The organism is Halomonas sp. H2, from assembly GCF_050215315.1.
In the GTDB taxonomy this organism is placed as follows: domain Bacteria; phylum Pseudomonadota; class Gammaproteobacteria; order Pseudomonadales; family Halomonadaceae; genus Vreelandella.
This window is the reverse complement of record NZ_CP189760.1, coordinates 2081466-2102851: the sequence shown is the minus strand read 5'-3', so window position 1 is coordinate 2102851 and position 21386 is coordinate 2081466. Positions and strand designations below refer to the sequence as shown.

General features: G+C 51.6%; 21 protein-coding genes. 16 read left to right on the top strand and 5 right to left on the bottom strand.

Annotated features, from left to right (window positions below):
• The 3 genes from xdhC to xdhA are packed head-to-tail and all read right to left on the bottom strand — an operon-like array spanning position 1 to position 4761.
• Entirely contained in the window at positions 1–864 is an 864-nt protein-coding gene (gene xdhC / locus ACQE2I_RS09760; RefSeq protein WP_427027934.1) for a xanthine dehydrogenase accessory protein XdhC, read from the bottom strand.
• Complete coding sequence (gene xdhB / locus ACQE2I_RS09755; RefSeq protein WP_427027933.1) at positions 861–3284, bottom strand: xanthine dehydrogenase molybdopterin binding subunit; 2424 nt, start codon at positions 3282–3284, stop codon at positions 861–863. Before xdhB ends, xdhC begins: the two co-directional genes overlap by 4 nt.
• Positions 3268–4761 carry a xanthine dehydrogenase small subunit gene (gene xdhA, locus ACQE2I_RS09750; protein ID WP_427027932.1) on the bottom strand — a complete coding sequence of 498 codons (1494 nt, stop codon included), beginning with the start codon at positions 4759–4761 and terminating at the stop codon, positions 3268–3270. The genes xdhB and xdhA overlap by 17 nt, the downstream gene beginning before the upstream one ends.
• A gap of 188 nt (positions 4762–4949) precedes the next feature.
• On the opposite strand from xdhA, the gene ACQE2I_RS09745 reads away from it, so the two are divergent.
• Together ACQE2I_RS09745 and hrpB are read left to right on the top strand one after the other, a co-directional pair.
• Entirely contained in the window at positions 4950–5609 is a 660-nt protein-coding gene (locus ACQE2I_RS09745; RefSeq protein WP_427027930.1) for a TetR/AcrR family transcriptional regulator, read from the top strand.
• A 7-nt stretch (positions 5610–5616) separates the two neighbouring features.
• Entirely contained in the window at positions 5617–8055 is a 2439-nt protein-coding gene (gene hrpB, locus ACQE2I_RS09740; protein WP_427027928.1) for an ATP-dependent helicase HrpB, read from the top strand.
• A 42-nt stretch (positions 8056–8097) separates the two neighbouring features.
• On the opposite strand, the gene ACQE2I_RS09735 is transcribed toward hrpB, so the two are convergent.
• Positions 8098–8319, bottom strand: coding sequence for a hypothetical protein (locus tag ACQE2I_RS09735; RefSeq protein ID WP_427027926.1), 222 nt, complete (start codon positions 8317–8319; stop codon positions 8098–8100).
• 208 nt (positions 8320–8527) lie between these two features.
• Here ACQE2I_RS09735 and ACQE2I_RS09730 point away from each other — a divergent pair, with 208 nt between their 5' ends.
• From ACQE2I_RS09730 to ACQE2I_RS09710, 5 genes are all read left to right on the top strand, one after another.
• Positions 8528–8701, top strand: a complete 174-nt coding sequence (locus tag ACQE2I_RS09730) for a DUF2970 domain-containing protein (protein ID WP_427027924.1) — start codon at positions 8528–8530, stop codon at positions 8699–8701.
• A gap of 127 nt (positions 8702–8828) precedes the next feature.
• A complete protein-coding gene (coxB, locus tag ACQE2I_RS09725; protein WP_427027923.1) occupies positions 8829–9944 on the top strand; it encodes a cytochrome c oxidase subunit II in 1116 nt (371 codons plus the stop codon).
• 48 nt (positions 9945–9992) lie between these two features.
• Positions 9993–11627, top strand: coding sequence for a cytochrome c oxidase subunit I (ctaD, locus tag ACQE2I_RS09720; protein WP_427027922.1), 1635 nt, complete (start codon positions 9993–9995; stop codon positions 11625–11627).
• Positions 11628–11669: 42 nt separating this feature from the next.
• Entirely contained in the window at positions 11670–12317 is a 648-nt protein-coding gene (locus tag ACQE2I_RS09715) for a cytochrome c oxidase assembly protein (RefSeq protein ID WP_427027920.1), read from the top strand.
• Positions 12314–13174, top strand: coding sequence for a cytochrome c oxidase subunit 3 (locus ACQE2I_RS09710; protein ID WP_427027918.1), 861 nt, complete (start codon positions 12314–12316; stop codon positions 13172–13174). The genes ACQE2I_RS09715 and ACQE2I_RS09710 overlap by 4 nt, the downstream gene beginning before the upstream one ends.
• Positions 13175–13176: 2 nt before the next feature.
• On the opposite strand, the gene ACQE2I_RS09705 is transcribed toward ACQE2I_RS09710, so the two are convergent.
• Positions 13177–13368 (bottom strand): DUF2909 domain-containing protein, encoded by a 192-nt coding sequence (locus ACQE2I_RS09705; RefSeq protein WP_427027916.1) that lies wholly within the window; start codon positions 13366–13368, stop codon positions 13177–13179.
• 58 nt (positions 13369–13426) lie between these two features.
• Here ACQE2I_RS09705 and ACQE2I_RS09700 point away from each other — a divergent pair, with 58 nt between their 5' ends.
• From ACQE2I_RS09700 to rpmI, 9 genes are all read left to right on the top strand, one after another.
• On the top strand, positions 13427–14053 hold the full coding sequence (locus ACQE2I_RS09700) for an SURF1 family protein (RefSeq protein WP_427027914.1): 627 nt from the start codon (positions 13427–13429) through the stop codon (positions 14051–14053).
• A gap of 34 nt (positions 14054–14087) precedes the next feature.
• Positions 14088–14618: a hypothetical protein gene (locus ACQE2I_RS09695; RefSeq protein ID WP_427027912.1), complete on the top strand. Its 531-nt coding sequence runs from the start codon at positions 14088–14090 to the stop codon at positions 14616–14618.
• Positions 14619–14643: 25 nt separating this feature from the next.
• A complete protein-coding gene (locus ACQE2I_RS09690; RefSeq protein ID WP_427027911.1) occupies positions 14644–15693 on the top strand; it encodes a COX15/CtaA family protein in 1050 nt (349 codons plus the stop codon).
• Between the two features lie 14 nt (positions 15694–15707).
• Positions 15708–16622: a heme o synthase gene (gene cyoE, locus ACQE2I_RS09685; RefSeq protein WP_427027909.1), complete on the top strand. Its 915-nt coding sequence runs from the start codon at positions 15708–15710 to the stop codon at positions 16620–16622.
• Positions 16623–16724: 102 nt separating this feature from the next.
• Entirely contained in the window at positions 16725–17192 is a 468-nt protein-coding gene (locus ACQE2I_RS09680) for a DUF2489 domain-containing protein (protein ID WP_427027908.1), read from the top strand.
• Between the two features lie 321 nt (positions 17193–17513).
• Positions 17514–18386: an OmpA family protein gene (locus tag ACQE2I_RS09675; RefSeq protein WP_427027907.1), complete on the top strand. Its 873-nt coding sequence runs from the start codon at positions 17514–17516 to the stop codon at positions 18384–18386.
• Positions 18387–18600: 214 nt separating this feature from the next.
• Positions 18601–20523 carry a threonine--tRNA ligase gene (gene thrS, locus ACQE2I_RS09670; protein ID WP_427027906.1) on the top strand — a complete coding sequence of 641 codons (1923 nt, stop codon included), beginning with the start codon at positions 18601–18603 and terminating at the stop codon, positions 20521–20523.
• 60 nt (positions 20524–20583) lie between these two features.
• Positions 20584–21075, top strand: a complete 492-nt coding sequence (gene infC, locus ACQE2I_RS09665; RefSeq protein WP_427027904.1) for a translation initiation factor IF-3 — start codon at positions 20584–20586, stop codon at positions 21073–21075.
• 82 nt (positions 21076–21157) lie between these two features.
• Entirely contained in the window at positions 21158–21352 is a 195-nt protein-coding gene (gene rpmI, locus ACQE2I_RS09660; RefSeq protein ID WP_290674224.1) for a 50S ribosomal protein L35, read from the top strand.
• Positions 21353–21386: the final 34 nt, after the last annotated feature.

Genomic DNA, 21386 nt, shown 5'->3' with positions numbered 1-21386 from the left:
TCAACTCGCGGTAGTCGGGTGTTCGTCAAAGAGAGTACGCAAGGCTTGAGGCTCAAGGCCGCGGATATTCGGATTGGAAGGCGTATCAGTTAACCAAAGCAGCTCTGTCACTACTGTTAAGGCAATCGCGTAGGGAGTTTTATTGCTGAGCTTCGTCGCATGAATGCGACCAATGGGGCTGCGCACGCGGGCAATATGATCGGCGGAGTATCCTTCGCGCTTAAGCCGCCCTGCAAAGCTTACCCATTTGCTATCAGAACCAATGAGTCCGATTGATGCTATATCATCGCGCTTAATCAGCGCTGCGATTAAGGCATAGTCTTCATCATGGTTGTGGGTCAATACCAGTACATGAGTGTGGGTAGGCAAAGCGGCAACACTTTGCGTTGCATCATGAAGCGAATAACAATTAAGCCGCGGTTGCTGATTCTGTCCGTCAAAAGCTTCGCTGCGGCTATCGTACCAATGGAGCTGCCAGGGCAGTGGGGCACTTAGCTTTGCAATTTGCTGCCCTACATGGCCTGCTCCAAAGATAGCCACATGGGCAGTCGCTCCAGGAAAAGCTTCTAACAGGATATTCACAAAGCCGCCACAGCATTGCCCGCTGCGCCCACCCAGAGAGAAGGCTTCTAAGCTGAGTCCGTAGCGTTGTTCAGCCAAGCAGGTACGAGCGGCGGCAATAGTTTGCCATTCAAAAGTACCGCCACCCAGCGTATCGAAGATTGCTTCGTCGGTGATCACCATGCGTGCACCAGGCTCGCGAGGCGTAGAGCCTGCGCTGGTCACCTGCGTGGCCAATACATGGGGTATGCCGTCGCGCTGTAAGCGGTGCAGCGCGGCATGCCAGGTTTGCGGGGTACTCACAGCGCTTTGTTCCTGATGGCGTTGGCCACCAGCATGACCCGTTCAGGCGTGGCCGGTGTATCTAAGTGGGGGGATGTGGTGTAATCAGTAAGGCTTGAAAGTGCGTCACGCAGGGCCGACCAAACACAAATGCCCAACATGAGGGGGGGCTCGCCTACCGCTTTTGAGCGATAGAGACTGGCCATTGAATTAGGATGACCTTCTAGCAGGGCGACGTTGAAAATAGCTGGCAAATCGCCAAAGGTAGGAATTTTATAAGTCGCTGGACCATCGCTGACCAAAACCCCTTTATCATTCCATTTAAGCTCTTCACTGGTTAGCCAACCCATTCCCTGGATAAAACCACCTTCGACTTGGCCAATATCAATAGCCGGATTTAGTGAGTCGCCCACATCGTGCAGGATATCAACGCGGTCTACTTGGTACTCTCCGCTCAAGGTATCGACGCTCACTTCAGCCACCGCCGCACCGAATGCATAGTAGTAGAAGGGGCGTCCCTGGCCGATTGAGCGATCGTAGTGAATCAGCGGTGTGGCGTAAAAGCCTTTTTCCGAAAGTGATACTCGATTGAGGTAGGCGGTTTGCACCAATTCACCCCAAGGAATACGGCGTTCGCTTTCTCCGATTCCTGCTACCAACATGCCTTCTTCTAAGCGCATACCTTCACGGTCTAGGCCCTCCGCAAAGTGCACTGTAGCGAAGTCAAATAGGCGTTCACGCAGCTTGCTGGCCGCATCCCGTGCTGCCATACCATTTAGGTCAGCACCGCTAGAGGCAGCGGTAGGGGATGTGTTGGGAACTTTATCGGTTCGCGTAGCGGTAATGCGCACCTTCTCCAGATCCAGGCCCAGCTCGCGAGCCACCACCTGACAAATTTTAGTATGTAGCCCTTGGCCCATCTCGGTACCGCCGTGATTAATCATCACGCTGCCGTCGGTGTAAACATGCAGAAGGGCGCCCGCCTGATTAAGATGCTGAGCGGTAAACGAAATGCCAAATTTAACCGGGGTAAGTGCCAGTCCTTTTTTAACCACAGGGCTGGTGGCGTTGAAGTCACTGACCGCTTTGCGCCGCGCCCAGTAATCGCTGTCGCTTTCGAGGGTTTCAACGAGAGTGTGTAGGAGTTGCCGCTGATCGACCTGCTGACCGTAGTGCGTCACCTCGCGTCCATCGCGGTAGAAATTGCGTTTACGCACGGTCAGTGGGTCTTCGCCGATCTGGCGGGCAATATCATCAATAGCTGCCTCGATGATCATCATTCCCTGGGGACCACCAAAACCCCGAAAGGCGGTATTGGAAGCGGTGTGGGTTTTGGCCCGATGCCCGACCACCTTGGCATCGCCTAACGAGTACGCATTGTCGGCATGAAACATAGCGCGATCAACGATGGCATCAGAAAGATCCGGCGAGTAACCACAATCACCAATCACGGTGATTTCACCACCTTGAATGACGCCTTCCGCATCAATAGCTAGCCGGTAGCGGTTATGGAAGGGGTGGCGTTTGCCCGTTGCGCGCATATCTTCGCTGCGCGGTAAGCGCAGACTGATAGATTTACCGGTGCGGCGAGCAATAATTGCAGCAATACACGCCCAGGGAGAAGCCTGAGTCTCTTTGCCACCAAAGCCTCCACCCATTCGGCGTACTTCTACTGTTACTGCATGGAATGGGATGTCGAGCACCTCGGATACCAGCTTTTGCGTTTCACTTGGGTGCTGGTTGGAGGTATGCACGATAACGCCTTCGTCTTCGGTGGGATGAACCACGCAAGCCTGGCCTTCCAGGTAGAAGTGCTCTTGACCGCCGACGAATAGCTCGCCTTCAACCATCTGTTCCGCTTGTTCTAGCGCCTGCTGCCAATCGCCACGCGTTTGTACGTGGGAGGGACGCACAAACTCTTCATGCTCCGTCGCCGCCACCGGATCTAAACTAGCGGGCTGCTCGTCGATGCCGATGCTTGCCAACTTGACCGCGCGACGTGCCGATTGTAGTGACGTTGCAGCAACGGCAAAAAGGCATTGGCCTGCATAGCTGATCTCTTGATCGACAAAAATAGGATCACCCGGAAAGACCGGCCCGATATCGGTGTGCCCCGGCACGTCATGGAAGGTAATGACATCGACAACCCCCGGCGCCTCTTTGACCTTGCTGAGATCAAGCTGCGTTAAGGTGCCGTGAGCGACTGGCGATAAGCCTAGCGCTACATGCAAGGTATCGGCGGGCAGAACCAAGTCATCAATATAAGCGGCTTTGCCGGTGACGTGTTTTTGGGCGCTTTCGTGAAAGCTTGCGCTACCCGCCTGGCGTTGTCCGGTACTGTCGACCGTATGGCGTGCCAGGGGGCCTGCGCCTTGAATGTGATCGTGTAGTTCACGGCGGGCACGGCTACTATCGCCGTCCAGTTTAGTGAGCGTACGCATGGAGCATCACCTCGTGGTCGGGCACTGCGAGAGAAAGATAGAGGCGTTCAAATAGGTTCTTGGCGGCTTGTTGACGATAATGCTGGCTACCCCGCACGTCGCCCATGGGGTGAAAATCATCCTCGAGTGCCTGCTGAGCAGCGCGAAAAGCTGCTTGAGTAATGGTATTACCTTCGAGTGCAGCTTCGGCCGCGTGCGCGCGTTTTGGAGTAGCGGCCATGCCGCCAAAGGCAATCCGCACATCACGTAAAACATTCTGTTCAACGCGGTAGCTAAAGGCACCGAGCACTGCAGAGATATCATCTTCGCGGCGCTTGGAAAGCTTCCATACACGCAGTTGAGTGTCTTCAGCCGCCCGCGGAATGAAAATTCGTGAAATGACTTCATCAGCCGCTATCGCGGTCTTTTTATAATCCAGGAAGAAATCGTCAAGCGCTAAGCAACGTTTGCCGGTTACGCTGGCAAGCTCCAGTTGGGTACCCAAGGCCAGTAGCACCGGGGGGGTGTCGCCAATGGGGGAGGCGTTGGCAATATTGCCACCCAGCGTTCCCCGGTTGCGAATCTGCTGAGAGCCTAAACGGTGTAGAAGGTGGGCAAACGCAGAAAAGTGCTCTTCAAATAGCGGTTCGAGCTGGGTATAGGTCACGCCAGCGCCTATCCACCAACCGGTTTTTTTGTCCAGCGTTGCTTCTTCGATGGTTAATAGCTCCGCAACGCAAGTTACATCAATAAGCTGTTCGAGAGGCGTTAATCGCTGGGTACTTTCAAGCCACAAATCAGTTCCGCCTGCGACAAGCCTTGCTTGTGGTGCTTTAAGGCGCAGTTGAGTTAATGCGGCCAGGGAGTCAGGCTGAGCAAAAAATGCAGTTTCCACTGCGGGATCAATGGAGTCTGAGTGGCTTTCAACTTCGGGTAGCGTTGCGTCATACCATTGTGGTCGCTCAAAGGGAATATCTTGCATGCGTAGAGCCGCATCGCGAATAGGGCGGTAGCCAGTACAACGGCACAAATTGCCGCCTAATGTGGCTTCAAGTCGCGTTTGTGCCAGTTCTTGAGATCGTTCTTGTGACAGCCCTGGCGTTAGCGGAAAAGGCCGCTGGATAAGCGACTCATGCAGAGTGAAAAGCGACATCACGATACCAGGCGTGCAAAAACCGCACTGGCTGCCATGGCACTCGATCATTGCTTCTTGTGCTGGATGTAAGTGTTTCTCTGTCCCCAACCCTTCAACGGTAACAAGGTGCTTACCCTGCAACTGGTGGGCTGGTGTAATACACGCATTAGCGCTATTGAATGCTTGTCTTTCTGTGGCTGGGTCACCAATCGCAACCGTGCATGCGCCGCAATCTCCCGAAGCGCAGCCCTCTTTCGTACCGGTATGGGCTAAATGCTCACGTAATAAGGTTAAAATGCTCGTGTCTGGTGAAACATCGACCCGCTGAGGGGTACCATTGAGCAGGAACGCAATCGTTGCCATGCCAAACTCCACTGTGATCGTATAGATCGGGATTGTGCTGACCGATCGGTCAATATGGCTTGAGCTTGGGACAAAATGCCCTGCCTTGCAAGTATTTGATCGCCGCGCAGGAGTGGGGCAAGCTTATATCGAATGCCAAATTTTAGGGCAATTAGTTAGTCAAGCTACACGACCAAGGAACATCGTTAATGAGCGCCGTATCTGCTACTCCTGAAAGCCCAAGCCGGGAAAGAGTTGAGTCAAATATTCTGCTGGCCGCTGAGCAGGTGTTTTCTCAGTACGGCTATCGCGGGGCGAGCTTGCAAGTGATCGCTGATAGAGCCGGTCTCCCAAAAGCCAATATTTTGTACTACATGGGCAGCAAACAAGCGCTTTATATACGCCTACTTAATCGCATGATGTGTCGGTGGAACGAAGTCCTTGAAGACATTACGCCTGATAGTGATCCGGCGACGGTACTCAGTGACTTTATTCGCACTAAAATGGTGCTTGGTCAGCGCTATCCCGACGGCTCAAAGCTCTTTGCGGCGGAAATTTTAGCCGGTGCTCCCTTCTTAAACGACTATCTGGCAGGCGAGCTGCGCGATTGGGTAGCTTCTCGAGCCGCGATCATTCGCCAGTGGTCGGCACAGGAAAAAATGGATGATATCGACCCACGTTGGCTGATTTTCCTGATTTGGTCTGCCACCCAGCACTACACTGAATATAGTGCGCAAGTGTCCGGTATTCTAGGCCGGGATGCGCTAAGTGATGATGACCTTGAGTCAATATCGGCCTTTCTTGAGCACGTTATCCTTAAAGGCTGTGGCCTTAGTCTACCGGTTGCTCAAGCACCGCTTGTTAAGTAGTGAATAGATGAAGAGTGTGCTTCCCATCGATCAACACCTTGATCATCTGAAAAACGTGCTTGACGCCAGTAATCGTCTGATACTGATTGCCCAGCCGGGAGCGGGTAAGACGACCCGTGTTCCACTAAGTTTATTAGCGAGCCATTGGGCTGAGGGTAAAAAGCTACTGCTATTAGAGCCTCGTCGAGTCGCTGCTCGTTTAGCCGCTACATTTATGGCTGAGCAGTTGGGCGAAGCGGTTGGTCAAACGGTGGGCTATCGCATGCGCGGCGATAGCTGTGTCAGCTCACAAACCCGCTTAGAAGTTGTGACTCAAGGCGTACTCACCCGGATGCTTCAAGATGATCCGTTGCTGGAAGGCGTTGCAGGGATTATTTTCGATGAATTCCACGAGCGTAGCTTAGAAGCCGATGTTGGCTTGGCGTTGACGCTGGATGTGCAAACCAGTATTCGCGACGACTTACGTCTGCTGGTAATGTCGGCGACGCTGGATACAAAGGCCCTAGCGCGAGTGCTCGGCGAACAAGTGTCTATTATAGAGTGCCAAGGTCGCCAGTATCCGGTGTCAACGTTTTATCGCCCACCGCCGAATAATGAAGAGTCTGTTAGTCACGCGCTTCAGGTGATCAATGAGGCGCTTTCAATGTCCGATACTCAGGATATATTAGTGATTTTGCCCGGTGTGGCTGAGATCAATCGCTTAGTACAGTCAGTGGAAAGGGCATGGCCTGATCTTGCCATAAGGCCTCTGCATGGCAGGATGAGTATCGCTGAACAGCAAACAGCCTTGGCAGCGAATGCAACAAAACAACGCATTATTGTCTCCACTGCTATCACTGAATCAAGTATCACCGTTGAGGGGGTGAACGTAGTCATTGACGGCGGCTTAGAGCGAGTGCCGCTTTTTCAGCCGCGCACCGGGCTAACCCGTTTAACGACTCGGCGTATTAACCGCGCCAGCGCTGATCAACGTCGTGGCCGCGCAGGTCGACAAAGCCCGGGCAAATGTTTCCGTCTCTGGGCCCAAGAGCAGACGCTAACGCCCTACGGGGAGCCTGAAATACAGCAAGCGGATCTTTCTTCCGTTGTGCTTGAGTTAGCATGCTGGGGAGTGTCGTCGCCAAGTGATCTAGGATGGATAACTCCGCCGCCAGAAGGGGCTTGGCGAAGTGGTCAAGCGCTTTTAGTTCAACTGGGCGTATTGGATCAGCAGCAAAAGCTAACCTTATTGGGTCGCCGCTGTACCCGTTGGCCGGTCGAGCCGCGCATAGCTGTGATGCTCGAACGTGCCTTCGATCTAGCAGCAATTCCTTTGGCCTGTGGGTTAGCAGCGCTGCTTGAAGGGCGCGAAATGACTGAGCGATCCCTACACGATGCCCTAACGCTACGGTTTCGCCAACCTAAGCACTTTCCCAGCTGGCGGCGCGAAGCGCTTAAATTAGCCAAAAGGGCAGGCGTAGTGCTAAGTGACGCAGAGCTAGGGTCACTTGGGCCGCTATTGGCTCTCGCCTACCCAGAGCGCATTGGTCAGCAGATAAGCCCAGGTAAATTTCGTCTTGCGAATGGTAAAACTGCCACGCTGCCGCTATCTGATTCGCTTGCGCATAAGGCTTTTTTAGTCGCTGCAGTGTTAAACAGTAATGCAAGGGATGAGGCGCGCATTATCGCCGGTGAGCCGTTGTCACTCGATTCACTGCTTTCGCTCTACCCTAGTATTCAGCAGTGGCAGCCACGGGTAGCGTGGTCGCAAGAGCAGGGGCGTTTAAGTGGTGAAGAGGTGCAGGCACATGCTAGCCTCGTCATCGCCAAACGGCCTTTAGCACGTCTACCTGAGCAGGCGGTGAAAGAAGCGTTATTGAGTGCGCTGCGTCAACAGCCGGAAAGATTGTTTGACGATAAGTTGCAACAGTTGTGTGGGCGTATGGCGTTGCTAAGTAAACACTCAGATGAGAAGTGGCCGGACTGGTCGGAGCAGGCGCTGTTGGAAACGTTGGAAAACTGGCTTGCTCCCTACTTGATCGGTATCAATCGACTGAGTCAAGTTGAGAAACTACCCTTCGAAAACTATTTGCTCAGCACGCTCTCTTGGGAGCAGCAGAGTGAGTTTGATAGGTTAACCCCTGCAGCGCTTGAGGTACCCAGCGGTAAGCAGGTGGGTTTAGATTATCTGCCGTGCCTTTCCCAGCGTCCCCCTGTTTTAGCGTTGAAACTGCAGGAAGCCTTTGGCTGGCGAGTAACTCCTAGCATTGTAAATGGCGCCGTTGCGGTGATGATTCATTTACTTTCACCCGCGCGGCGACCGTTACAGGTAACCCAGGATCTCGTTAGCTTTTGGCAAAATGGCTACCCTGAAGTACGCAAAGAGATGCGTGGTCGCTACCCCAAGCACCCCTGGCCAGAAGACCCGTTAACTGCCCCTGCAATTGGCAAAGCTAAGCGAAGTTAGCGCCATTAATGGGCCTACCTTTGCAATTACGCTATGCAATGATTAATCCGCGCTGCGTTTTTCTGGAATCTCATCAGGGATGCGATAGCGTACGCCATCAGCCTGTTCTTCCTCATAGCGACGATTTTCTTCTTCCGGTACGACACCGACCACGGTTTCCTGTGAACCGTCCGGCCATGTGTAGGTAGTGCACCCCGCTAATAGCACTAGCGGTGCAAGAGCAATAAAGGGTTTGACTAGTAAGGTGGGACGACGCTTGAGCATGAGGCACTCCTTTGGTGGCACTTATCCTGTCAATTACTACTAGTATGGCATACTAAGAAACTATAGAGTGGCTTTTAGCTGGCTGTAAATGCTTAGATTTTTGGCTTTTAATTTACCATAATGGCTATGCCAGCCTATGATAAGAACAAATAAGCTTTTCAGTCTAAAAGAACGCGCGCTAGCTTACGCAAAAGTTCGGAGGTTTTTTATGTGGACTGTGGTTAAGTCGGTGCTGGCAGCTCTGCTGGGCGTTCAGAACAACCGAAATCGGCAAGAGGATTTCAGTAGTGATAAGCCGGGCGTGTACATTGCCACTGGCGTGGTGATTACGCTGCTGTTTGTTTTGGTGCTTGTCTTTCTGGCAACGTTAGCGGCCCGCTGAAAAGCGTTGATAGGGTGAAATAAGCAAAGCGTGACGAATGCCGCATATTTTCTATACTGCTAATATCTCATTTAATACTGTCCTAATCTAACGATAAGCAATAACAACAACAAATCTGGAGGTACCTATGCGTTCACGGTGTTGGTGGCTACTGGTCATGACGTTTGCTGCGAGTGGGTCGCAGGCTCAGACGAATGGCTGGAATATGCCGGTTGGCGTGACTGATGTTAGTGCTGACATCTACGGCTTACACATGACCATTTTTTGGATATGTGTCGTGATTGGCGTGGTGGTATTTGGGGCTATGTTCTACTCCCTGTTTCGTTATCGTCACTCTAAAGGCGCCAAGGCCGCCAACTTTCATGAACACACCAGTGTCGAAGTGTTATGGACCGTTATTCCAATATTAATTTTGGTCGCTATGGCGGTGCCGGCTACCGCTACGTTGAAAAATATGTATGACGCCTCAGACGCAGAGTTAGACGTCATGATTACCGGTCAACAGTGGCGTTGGCGCTACGAGTATCTTGGCGAGGATGTGGCGTTTACCTCAAATATGAGTACGCCAAGAACGCAAATTAGCGGTGAGGAGACGCGTGGGGAGCACTATTTACTAGAAGTTGATGAGCCGCTGGTTCTACCGATTAATCGCAAAGTACGTTTTCTGATGACCTCAGACGATGTTATTCACTCCTGGTGGGTGCCGGATTTAGCGGTAAAGCAAGATACAATCCCCGGTTTTATCAATGAAAACTGGGTCAAGATCAATGAGCCGGGTATTTATCGCGGCCAGTGTGCTGAGCTATGCGGTATAGACCACGGCTTCATGCCGGTGGTAGTGCATGCGATGGAAGAAGAGGAATTTGACGGCTGGTTGGTCGAGCGAAAGGAAGCTGCTGAAGAAGAAGCGATGGGCGTTGATCGTGAGTGGGAAATGGCCGAACTAGTAGAGCGTGGTGAATCAGTTTATCAATCGATCTGCTCTTCTTGTCACCAGGCTGAAGGGCAGGGCTCACCGCCAGCATTCCCAGCATTAGCCAATAACGAACAGCTAATAAGCGATGTGGACTGGCACCTTGATAAGGTGGTAAACGGTGTTTCAGGTGCGGCAATGCCCGCTTTTCGGAGCACTTTAAACCCCGTTGAAATTGCTGCCGTGGTCACTTACACGCGCAATGCCTGGGGTAATGATACGGGGGACGCTGTACAACCCTCTGCGGTGGTTGAATTGATCGAGCAATGATGCTGGCTTGCCACTCAATCGGACAACAACAATATTTCGGAGAGTTTCATGGCACCTAAACTACCCCCTCAGCCCCCATTGCAGCACAGCACCACGGCCGTCGCCGATAGCCAAAGTCATGGTCATGCAGCGCCACCCAAAGGTATCTTGCGCTGGCTATTGACAACTAATCATAAGGAAATAGGTTCTCTATATCTGATTTTTTCACTGACAATGTTTTTCATCGGTGGAATGTTTGCCTTAGTGGTTAGGGCAGAGCTTTTCCAGCCAGGCCTGCAGCTAGTTGAGCCTGAGTTTTTTAACCAGATGACCACCATGCATGGTCTGATTATGGTGTTCGCGGCTGTTATGCCAGCTTTCACTGGGTTAGCGAATTGGATGATACCATTGCAGATTGGCGCGCCAGATATGGCCTTGCCTCGACTAAATAACTTCAGCTTCTGGCTGCTTCCGGTTTCATTCACGCTTCTGCTTTCAACTCTGTTTATGCCCGGTGGCGGCCCTAATTTTGGCTGGACGTTCTATGCACCGCTGTCGACGAATTTTGCGCCACCCTCGACAACCTTCTTTATTCTCGCCCTGCACATTGCTGGTATTAGCTCAATTCTCGGTGCTATTAATATTATCGCGACCATTTTAAATATGCGCGCGCCGGGTATGCGTTTAATGGATATGCCGCTATTTGTCTGGACATGGCTGATTACGGCCTTCTTGCTTATCGCGGTGATGCCGGTACTGGCAGGGGTGATTACCATGATGCTCATGGATATTAACTTTGGTACCAGTTTCTTTAATGCGGCAGGCGGTGGCGATCCGGTGCTGTTCCAGCATTTATTCTGGTTCTTTGGTCACCCCGAAGTCTACATTATGATTCTACCCGCTTTTGGGATTGTCTCGGCGATCATACCTACCTTTGCACGTAAGCCTTTGTTTGGTTACGCATCGATGGTATATGCCACGGCTGCCATTGCATTGCTGTCATTTCTAGTCTGGGCCCACCATATGTTTTTAGTGGGGCTGCCCCTGGTGGCCGAGTTGTTTTTTATGTACTCCACCATGCTGATCGCCGTGCCTACGGGGGTTAAGGTGTTTAACTGGGTGACTACGCTATTTCGTGGCTCGATAAGTTTTGAATCTCCGATGCTGTTTGCCCTGGCCTTCGTTGTACTGTTTGCTATTGGTGGTTTTTCAGGGCTGATGTTGGCGATTGCTCCGGCAGACTTTCAATATCACGACACCTACTTCGTCGTTGCTCACTTTCACTATGTACTGGTGCCTGGGGCTATCTTCGCCATTATGGCTGGGGTGTATTACTGGCTGCCTAAATGGACGGGGCATTATCCCAATGAAAAGCTGGCCCAGTGGCATTTTTGGTTCTCGATTATTGGTGTCAATCTAGCGTTCTTCCCCATGCATTTCGCAGGCTTGGCAGGAATGCCGCGACGAATCCCCGATTATGCACTTCAGTTTGCTGACTTTAACTTGCTTTCAAGTATCGGTGCCTTCTTCTTCGGTGCGTCGCAGCTGTTATTCGTGCTGGGTGTCATACTGTGTGTTCGTGGTGGTAAAAAAGCCCCGGCCAAAGCATGGGAAGGGGCGGAGGATCTAGAGTGGACAGTACCCAGCCCCGCGCCACTGCATACCTTTGAAACACCCCCAGTGTTTCATCGGGCATCTCATTAAAGATGGTATAACCCACAGCGGTCTCTAGGCCGAAGAGGTGTTATGGATAGTCGAGAGCAGACTCAAGTGGGGGTGCGCCGGACGGTAATAAGGACATTAGCCGTGCTGGTAGGCATGTTTGCCTTTGCCTTTGCATTAGTGCCGTTATATGACGTCTTTTGCCAGATCACAGGGATTAACGGCAAAGTTGATGCCACTGCGCAAAGTATTGTGCATGAGGAGGTAGATGAGTCGCGTTACATCAATGTGCAATTTATCACCCGAGGTAGCCCGGGTTTACCGTGGAAGATGAGCGTAGAGATGCGCCAGATGAGCGTGCATCCTGGGCAAATGGCGGAAGTGGATTTTACTTTTACCAATAATAGCCATAGTGAAAATTGGGGGCGGGCAGTCCCCAGTGTTTCACCCTCCAGGGCCACGACTCACTTGCGTAAAATCAGTTGCTTTTGTTTTGAAGAGCAGCAATTACAGGGCGAGGAGCGTTTAACCATTCCGCTTGTTTTCCAGTTGGCGCGAGACCTGCCCGAAGATATCAATACCATTACCTTGGTCTATACCCTCTATCCAGTTGATCGTGTCATTCAAAGCGTCTCACTTGACAATGCTCTGCAAAACAATTCTATAAATGATCCCCTGAACGACCTTAGGAATGACCTCAAGAACAATAAAGCGGTGGGAGAAACGATATGAGCAGTGGTAGCTATTACGTTCCAGCGAGTAGCCGATGGCCTGTTCTCGGCTCAGTGGCCCTAGGGGCCATGATGGTTGGCACGGGAGTGAAGCTTGTCTATGACACCGGCTTGCCCTTAGTCCTAATCGGCGTCGCGGGCATTATTGCCGTTATGGGACTTTGGTTTCGTGACGTAATTAGTGAGTCTCGGGGAGGGCTTTACGACGCGCAAATGGATCGTTCATTTCGCTGGGGCATGACCTGGTTCATTTTTTCAGAGGTAATGTTTTTCGCCGCATTTTTCGGTGCACTGTTTTACGTACGAATGTTTGCTATCCCTTGGTTGGGTGGTGAAGGTGCCAAAGGCGTTTCAGCACTACTCTGGCCAGATTTCGTCGCTACTTGGCCGTTGCTCAGCCCACCTGATTCTTCTATCGCGGGGCCTCAGCAAGTCTTTAGTCCCTGGCAATTGCCGTTGGTGAATACGCTTATTTTGATTACTTCTAGTATTACCTTAACGGTTGCCCACGAAGCCCTAAAACTGGGCTATAGAAAGACCTGCCGCAACTGGCTAATGGGAACCGTGTTGTTAGGGTGTTGTTTTATCGTGATTCAAGGCGTTGAGTATTATGAAGCCTATGCGCACTACGGGATTACCTTGGAAGCCGGGGTTTTCGGCGCAACATTCTTTATTTTGACTGGTTTTCACGGGGTGCACGTGATTATCGGAACGCTAATTTTAGCCACCATGCTAGTGCGCATTGTTAAAGGGCACTTTGCCCATGAAAGCCATTTTGGTTTTGAAGCCTCTTGTTGGTATTGGCACTTTGTTGATGTGGTCTGGGTTGGGCTATTTATTTTTGTTTATGTTTTATAACTTTAGCCCAGCTGGCCTGACCAAAAACCAAAAATAATCAGGGCCATTAGCAAGCACGCCAAGCCAATGCGCCATTTTAAAGAGATAAGCAGTCGGCGAGAGGAGGAGTCATCACGCAGTAGGAAGCCTGCTCCCATGGCTAAGCTGATGACCATCGCTACGAAGACAGCGGCAATGAGTAGTTGTATCCACATGATGAAAACCTCTCGACAATGGCGTTTTTATAGTTGGTGCTTATTCTGGAGTTTGCTGGTGGCATTAGGCATCTTTTTAGGACTATGGCAGTGGGAGCGGGCAGATGACAAGCGGATTGCCATCGCCGTTCGTGATTCGGCTCCATCACTGGCTCAGCCAACCGTTTCTCCCAACCAGGGCGCGGAGATAACGCTGCAAGGTGAATACTTGGCAGAGCACACGCTCTATTTGGATAATCGGATTGTTAATGGGCAAGTAGGGGTGGCGGTATTAACGCCACTGCGCGATAACTACGGTCAGTTGTGGTTGGTGCAGCGCGGTTTTTTAGCGACTGGCCCGCACCGCGAGCCACCTCAAGCAGCCACGCCAAATGGTAAGGTTGAGCTAACCGGTGAATGGCAGAAAGTCCAGTCCGGTGGGCCACTTTATGGCGATAATAGAGAAGGCGTTAGGCTACAGCAGTTAAGTCTCGAGCCTTGGGGCTCTTCATTAGAGCCGTTTAGCTACGCAGGTTGGTTACACGCTAGCGAAGGCGATGGTGTTCTCATCCCTTGGTGGAAGGCCAATATAATGCCCCCTAGCCGGCATATGGGCTATGCCTTTCAGTGGTGGGGGTTAGCATTAGCTGCATTAGTAGTGATGTATGTCGGTGGGCTGCGGTTGCGTCGCGACACCCTTTCTTAAAAGACGCTACTCAATAAAAAGCGGGGTTTATAACATGCAGGATGCCAAATACCTTCGACGCCAGCGGCTCAAATTAATACTTATTTTTGTCGTGTTTGCTGCCCCCATGGTCGCAGCATGGGGAATGGTAGAGCTACGAATTGGCATTCCTGATCACCATACCGCCCATGGGGAGGTTGATTTGGCGTTACCCTTGCTTGCAGAGTGGCCGTTAACCACTGCGGCTGTTAATGGCCAAGACCTGGCAGTTAATGACCAAGAAGCGTGGACACTTGCATTTGACTGCAGCCAAGCGTGTGACAAACGTAAAGATGAATTCTGGCGACTCCACCGTGCTTTAGGTCGAGAAGCGCCAAGACTAATGCGTTTGCGTATCGGCGGCGACCCTCAGCCGCTGCCCGGAGAGATTGCCAGTGAATGGCGGCAAGTGCCCTCATGGCGGGGGGAAAACTCAGTGTGGTTACTTGACCCCCAAGGACGTCCTGCGTTGGCATTTGACGCCAGTGTCGCCACTAAGTATGTGCTCGACGATATTCAGCACCTACTTAAAGTGAATCCTCAATAAAGCGCGCTGTCGTTAAGGAAGCATCATGCAAGAGTTAAGCGAGCGTCGCTTGCGGTGGCTGATAGGGTTAACGCTAGTAGGCACCATGTTTACCGCGGTGGTGATGTTGGTAGGAGCCTGGACGCGCTTAGTAGATGCCGGTTTAGGCTGCCCTGACTGGCCAGGATGCTACGGAAAGCTATTAGTTCCTGACAGTGAATTGGCCACTTTACGTCATCCTGATGCTCCGCTGGAGCCCTTCAAGGCATGGGTAGAAATGCTTCATCGTTACATCGCCAGCTTGCTTGGGCTGGTGGTGCTGAGCGTTGTCGCGTTGGGATGGTCATTGCGTCATCGCCCTAGCTATCCGTGGCGGCTAAGCTTGATGCTACTCGTCGTTATTTTGCTCCAGGGTGCTTTTGGTGCCTTCACCGTTACGCTCAAGTTATGGCCCCAAGTCGTTACGCTCCATTTGTTGGGTGGGTTAAGCGTACTTCTGCTGTTTTTTTGGCTGCATTTGCGCCTCCGCCGTAGCTTGGCAACGCCAGTATGTGAACCTCGACGCGCCAATGCGCTGTGGGGCATTGCGGCGTGCTTGCTGGTTGTGCAATTGGCACTAGGCGGCTGGGTGTCTAGCAACTATGCCGGTGTCGCTTGTCAAGGATTTCCTACTTGCAATGGACAGTGGTTGCCCGCGATGGACATCAACGAAGGCTTTCACATTACCCAGACCGTTGGGCCCAATTATCTGCATGGGCAGTTACATGCCGATGCGCGTACCGCGATTCAAGTGGTTCATCGGTTGGGGGCATTGCTGCTTGGTATCGGGCTGATAGTGCTCTGGTGGCGTCATCGGCATTGGCCGGGTGTCGCAAGGCCGCTCGCGATAGTTGTTGGCTTATATACGCTACAGACCGCGCTGGGGGTTGCCAATGTGGTGCTTTGGTTGCCGCTATGGCTGGCGCTACTGCATACAGCTGGCGCCATTGCGTTGACCACCGGGCTTGTTTGGGCGTGGTGGCGTTGGCGCTATCCAGAAGCAAGCGTTTACTTAACGACTACCCATCCTCCTTATAACGGCGTTATCGCTCAATAACAGGGAAGCATGCCATGCGAAATACAACAATGACGCTACCCTCGACATTACCCACGATGGTATGGGGCTGGAAAGAGCTCATTGGCCTATGCAAAATTAAGGTAGTGGCGGTTATGTTAGTGTGTGCCGCCGTGGGGATGGCATTAGCCACCCCAGGCCTACCATCGCTGATGAGCATAATCCTCGGTCTAGCCGGTATCGGCTTGGCTTCTTGCGGTGCGGCCGCTTTTAATCATGTCATCGACCGCCGCTTGGATGCGGTCATGACACGAACTTTCCGTCGCCCAGTCGCTAGTAAGCGGCTACCAGTAGCGGTCGCATTGGCTTGGGCAAGTCTGTTATCCATTGCAGGCGTTGCGCTATTGGCGTGGCAGGTCAACCACTTAACGGCGGCACTTACATTTGCATCCCTGATCGGCTACGCATTAATTTATACCGCCTTCCTAAAGCGGGCTACACCGCAAAATATTGTTATCGGTGGGGTGGCTGGTGCGGCACCTCCATTGTTGGGTTGGGTTGCTATCAGCGGGCAAATAAGTCCGGAGCCGCTTCTTCTGATGCTAATTATTTTTGCCTGGACTCCGCCACATTTCTGGGCTCTAGCCATTCACAAGTGTGATGACTATGCCCGTGCGGGTATTCCTATGTTGCCTGTTACGCACGGCATTCCTTTTACCAGGCTACAAATTTGGCTGTATGGATGGTTGACCGTATTAACCACTTTAATGCCAGTAATGATAGGAATGAGCGGCACCCTCTATTTATGTATAGTGCTGTGCCTAAATGTGCGCTTTATGTTTTGGAATTGGCGAGTGTGGCGCGGGCAAGATAATGATGCGCCTATCGGCGCATTTTGGTTCTCAATTCGCTATCTACTGGGTGTTTTTGGAGCGCTATTACTAGATCATTACGCTACTGCGCTGGCTTAGCCCCCACTTAAGCGACATTCAAGCGTAGATGCCGTTGGCCGATTGGTGGCACAAGAGTGTACAATTCTCGTCAAGTAATTTATATGCTTAATGAGGAGGTTCATGAACTCAATTGGCGCGCTAATTTTATTGGCGGTGGCGATTGCCGTTATTGTCGGGTTGGGCTTTTATGCTTGGTCTTTGCATCAAGAAGTCAATCGTCGAGAAACGTATCGGCGCGATGAAGATGCTCGTGCGCAGCAAAACAGTTTAGAAAATCTCGACTACGTGGCCGGGGCACTGGTTCAAGAGCAGGTTGATATCACTGAGGGTGCTTGGCGTTGCAAGGTGCTCTTGGAAATTATTGATCCGAGCTTGGCAGACAGGGCTGAATTTCAGGCGTTTGCCGAACACTACAGCCGTACTCGACACCTGAAAACACACTCGGCTCGTAAGCAATTGACAGCTCGTGAACGTATGCAGGAAGACAAAGAGCGTTTAATGGTTGAGAATGAAATGCGTGAAGCAGTACTTGAAGCAGCCAACGCAGTATTAAAATGGCGTTCAAAAGGCTCAAGCGCATTGCATTAAGTCACAGTTTTGAGCGGCTTCAAGCCGCCAAAAAGCATAGCAAACTATTTTCTAGTGCCGACCGTGGCAATTTTGCTATGCTGAGTGATGTCGATATTGGCAAGAAGTTGATATCTCGGCATTGTTGCCTTCTTGCGCTTATGCGTTAATGATAGGCACACCGTTTTACATTGGCTGTATGCAAAGAGCTTAGTACAGGTTACTTTGGGATGTGTTCGGCGGTGTAAAGCAAGCGAAAAATGGATGCTCTCGCAATAAGAAGCATTAGATAGATTTGGTCATTTATGACCACTTCAGCATTGGATCAAGAAGGAGTCTTGCATGAAAAAATCAACGACTGGCTTGCTAATCGGTTCCGCCCTGGTAGTTGGCCTTTCTGGCTGTGCCAGCTCGGCTTCGCAGTCTTCCAGCCAACAAAGTAGTGCTAGCAGCGATGGCAGCTGGTACCAGCATCCTGCCGTATGCGGCCTAGCAGGCAGCTTAATCGGTGGCAGCATTGGTTATGCCACCAGCAGCAGTTCTGACGAAGAGAGCGGTGCTTACACTGGCGCCGCTGCTGGTGCCGCTATCGGTGGTCTGCTATGTGCAGATCACACGCCTGAACCGGTCGCTCCGCAGTGCCCAAGCTACGGCGAAGTACCGGCCGGTGTTGCTGTTGACGCCGAAGGTTGCCCGCTAGATTCCGACGGTGACGGTGTTCCGGATTACCGTGATCAGTGCCCAGGCACACCGGCTGGCGTTGAAGTAAATGCCGATGGTTGCCCATTAGACTCTGATAACGACGGTGTGCCGGATTACCGTGATCAGTGCCCGAACACACCTGCGGGTGTAGAAGTTAACGCCCTGGGTTGCCCGGACAGCGTTGTTCTTCAAGATGTTAACTTCGAGTTTGATTCTGCACAGTTAACTGCTAACGCCCAGAACGTACTGAACGGTGTTGCTGAGCGTTTGGTTAGTAATCCCGATGTTCGCGTAAGCATCGAAGGCCACACTGATTCACGCGGTTCTGACGAGTACAACAAAAACTTGTCACAAGAGCGTGCTGTATCTGTTGCAAGCTACTTGGCGAGCCGCGGCGTAGAAGCTAACCGTATGCGTGCAGTAGGTTACGGTGAAGAGCAGCCGGTCGCGTCTAACGAGACTCAAGAAGGCCGCTTCCAGAACCGTCGCGTTGAACTGGATGAGTGGAACTAAGTTTGCTTATCTCACTTGGTTAGCCGCTAATATTTAACGCGCAAACACCAAGTAAAGAAACGGGAGGCTTAGGCCTCCCGTTTTTATTTGAAGCAGCGGTTAAGTCTGGTAGGCTTGCCGCTGTTTTACAGCTAACGTATTAATCCTTCCCCAAGACCATTGATAGCGAAATGTGATCCTTGGTATGGCTCACCACTGCGCTCAAGGAATCTGAATGCCTATTGTGACACTGCCTGACGGCAGTCAAAGAACGTTTGAAGCACCGCTAACCGTTATGCAGCTCGCAGAATCCATTGGCCCTGGTTTGGCTAAGGCCTGCGTTGCTGGAAAGCTCGACGGTAGGCTGGTAGATACTGCTGACCTGATTGAGCAAGACGCAAAAGTTGCGATTATTACTGCACGTGACGATGAAGGGCTGGAAGTCATTCGTCACTCCTGTGCTCACCTTGTTGGTCATGCCGTTAAGCAGATGTACCCCGAGGCCAAAATGGCAATCGGACCGGTGATTGATGACGGCTTTTATTACGATATCGAGTTCGGTCAATCGGTCTCGCCGGAAGATTTGGAAGCGATAGAAGCGCGCATGCACTCGCTGATTGAACGCGAGTACGACGTAGTGCGCGAATACGTTGATCGCGATCAGGCAATGCTGACCTTTGCACAGCGTGATGAACCGTATAAGCAGCAAATTATTGGCGACATTCCCAGTGATGCGACAATTCGGCTTTATCATCACGAAGAGTACACCGACATGTGTCGCGGCCCGCACGTGCCGAATACCCGTCACTTAAAAGCCTTCAAACTGACTAAATTGGCGGGCGCCTATTGGCGCGGTGATGCTGCCAATACCATGCTGACGCGCATTTACGGTACCGCATGGGGCGATAAAAAACAGCTCAAAGCGTATCTCAAGCGTCTGGAAGAAGCCGAGAAGCGTGACCACCGTAAGCTCGCCCGCAAAATGGACTTGTTCCATATTCAGGAAGAAGCGCCGGGTATGGTGTTTTGGCATCCCAATGGCTGGACGATGTACCAGGCTTTGGAAGAGTACATGCGCAACATTCAGCGTGAACATGGCTATCAAGAGATCAAAACGCCGCAGGTGGTTGATCTTTCTTTGTGGAAAAAGTCAGGGCACTGGGGGCATTACAGTGAACTGATGTTCACCACTGAGTCTGAAAAACGCGAATACGCCGTTAAGCCCATGAACTGCCCCTGCCATGTACAGGTATTTAATCAGGGTCTGAAAAGCTACCGTGATTTACCGCTGCGTTTGGCTGAGTTTGGCAGCTGTCATCGTAATGAGCCTTCCGGTTCGCTGCATGGTTTGATGCGCGTGCGTGGCTTCACTCAAGATGATGCGCATATTTTCTGTACTGAAGGCCAAATTCAAGCTGAAGCGGAAGATTTTATAGCGCTAACGTTGCAGGTGTACAAGACGCTTGGCTTTGAAGATGTTGAGCTGAAGCTTTCAACTCGCCCGGCAGACTTCTTGGGCGAAGCTGAAGTGTGGGATCAAGCTGAGCAGGGGCTTGAGGCTGCATTGAATGCAACGGGCTTAGCGTGGGACCTTCAGCCAGGCGAGGGGGCTTTTTACGGCCCTAAAATTGAGTTCACCCTTCGCGATTGTCTGAATCGTGTCTGGCAGTGTGGTACGCTACAACTCGATTTTAACTTGCCAGGGCGTTTAGGGGCTCAATACGTTGATGAAGATGGCGTACGTAAGACCCCTGTGATGCTTCACCGCGCAATTTTAGGCTCCTTTGAACGTTTCTTGGGGATTCTGATTGAGCACTATGCAGGCGCTATGCCATTATGGCTTGCGCCACAGCAGGCGGTTGTCATGACTATCACCGATTCACAGCGTGAATATGCGCTTGATTTGGAGAAACGACTGCAAAAAAGTGGTTTACGCGTTAAAGCGGACTTGAGGAACGAGAAAATCGGCTTTAAAATCCGTGAGCATACGCTACAGAAAGTTCCCTATCTCCTTGTGGTGGGAGATAAGGAAGTCGAAGCTGACTCAGTGGCCGTGCGAACACGCAGCGGTGAAAACCTCGGTACAATGACGGTCGATGAATTTATTGAACGCCATACTGCCGAGAGAGCAGCCATGGCGACATCGTCAATTGCCTAAGGAGACGGAACGATCAAGAGAAGCAGCCAGAGAGGGCGGCCAGCAGACAAACGCCCACCAATGAACGAGCGAATTGTTGAAGAAGAAGTACGTCTTATTGGTAGCGACGGTGAGCAGTTGGGCGTTGTGCCCACCACCGAAGCGCTAGAGCGTGCTGAGTCTGAAAGCTTAGACCTCGTGCAAATTTCGAATGCCGACCCCATCGTCTGTAAGATTATGGATTACGGCAAGTTCGTTTTTGAGACCAAGAAGCAGAAAGCGGTTCAAAAGAAGAAGCAGAAGCAAATCCAGGTTAAGGAAGTTAAATTCCGTCCTGGCACCGACGAAGGCGATTATCAGGTCAAACTTAAAAACCTGACGCGCTTTCTGGAAGGTGGTGACAAGGGCAAAGTCACACTGCGCTTCCGTGGTCGTGAAATGGCGCATCAGGACATCGGTCGTAAACTGATGGAAAGGATCGCGGCAGACCTGGAAGAGATCGGAGCGGTAGAGTCTTTCCCGAAAATGGAAGGGCGCCAGATGATCATGATTATTGCCCCGAAAAAGAAGTGATCCAACGGCGATGTCAACGGGCCACCGTTAAACAGGTGGTCGGCCCTGGGTTTTCTAAAAAATATCGAGCGGAGTTTTCCTCATGCCGAAAATCAAAAGCAACAGTGGCGCTGCCAAGCGCTTTAAGAAGACTGCAAGTGGCTTTAAGCACAAGCAGTCTCACCGTAGCCACATCTTGACCAAGAAATCGACCAAGCGTAAGCGTCAATTGCGTGGAATGAAGCAGATCCACGCATCTGATAAAGCGCTCATCCAGCGTATGCTGCCGAATCTATAAGTCGGGTTTTCGTTTTTCTGAGCGCACAAATTTT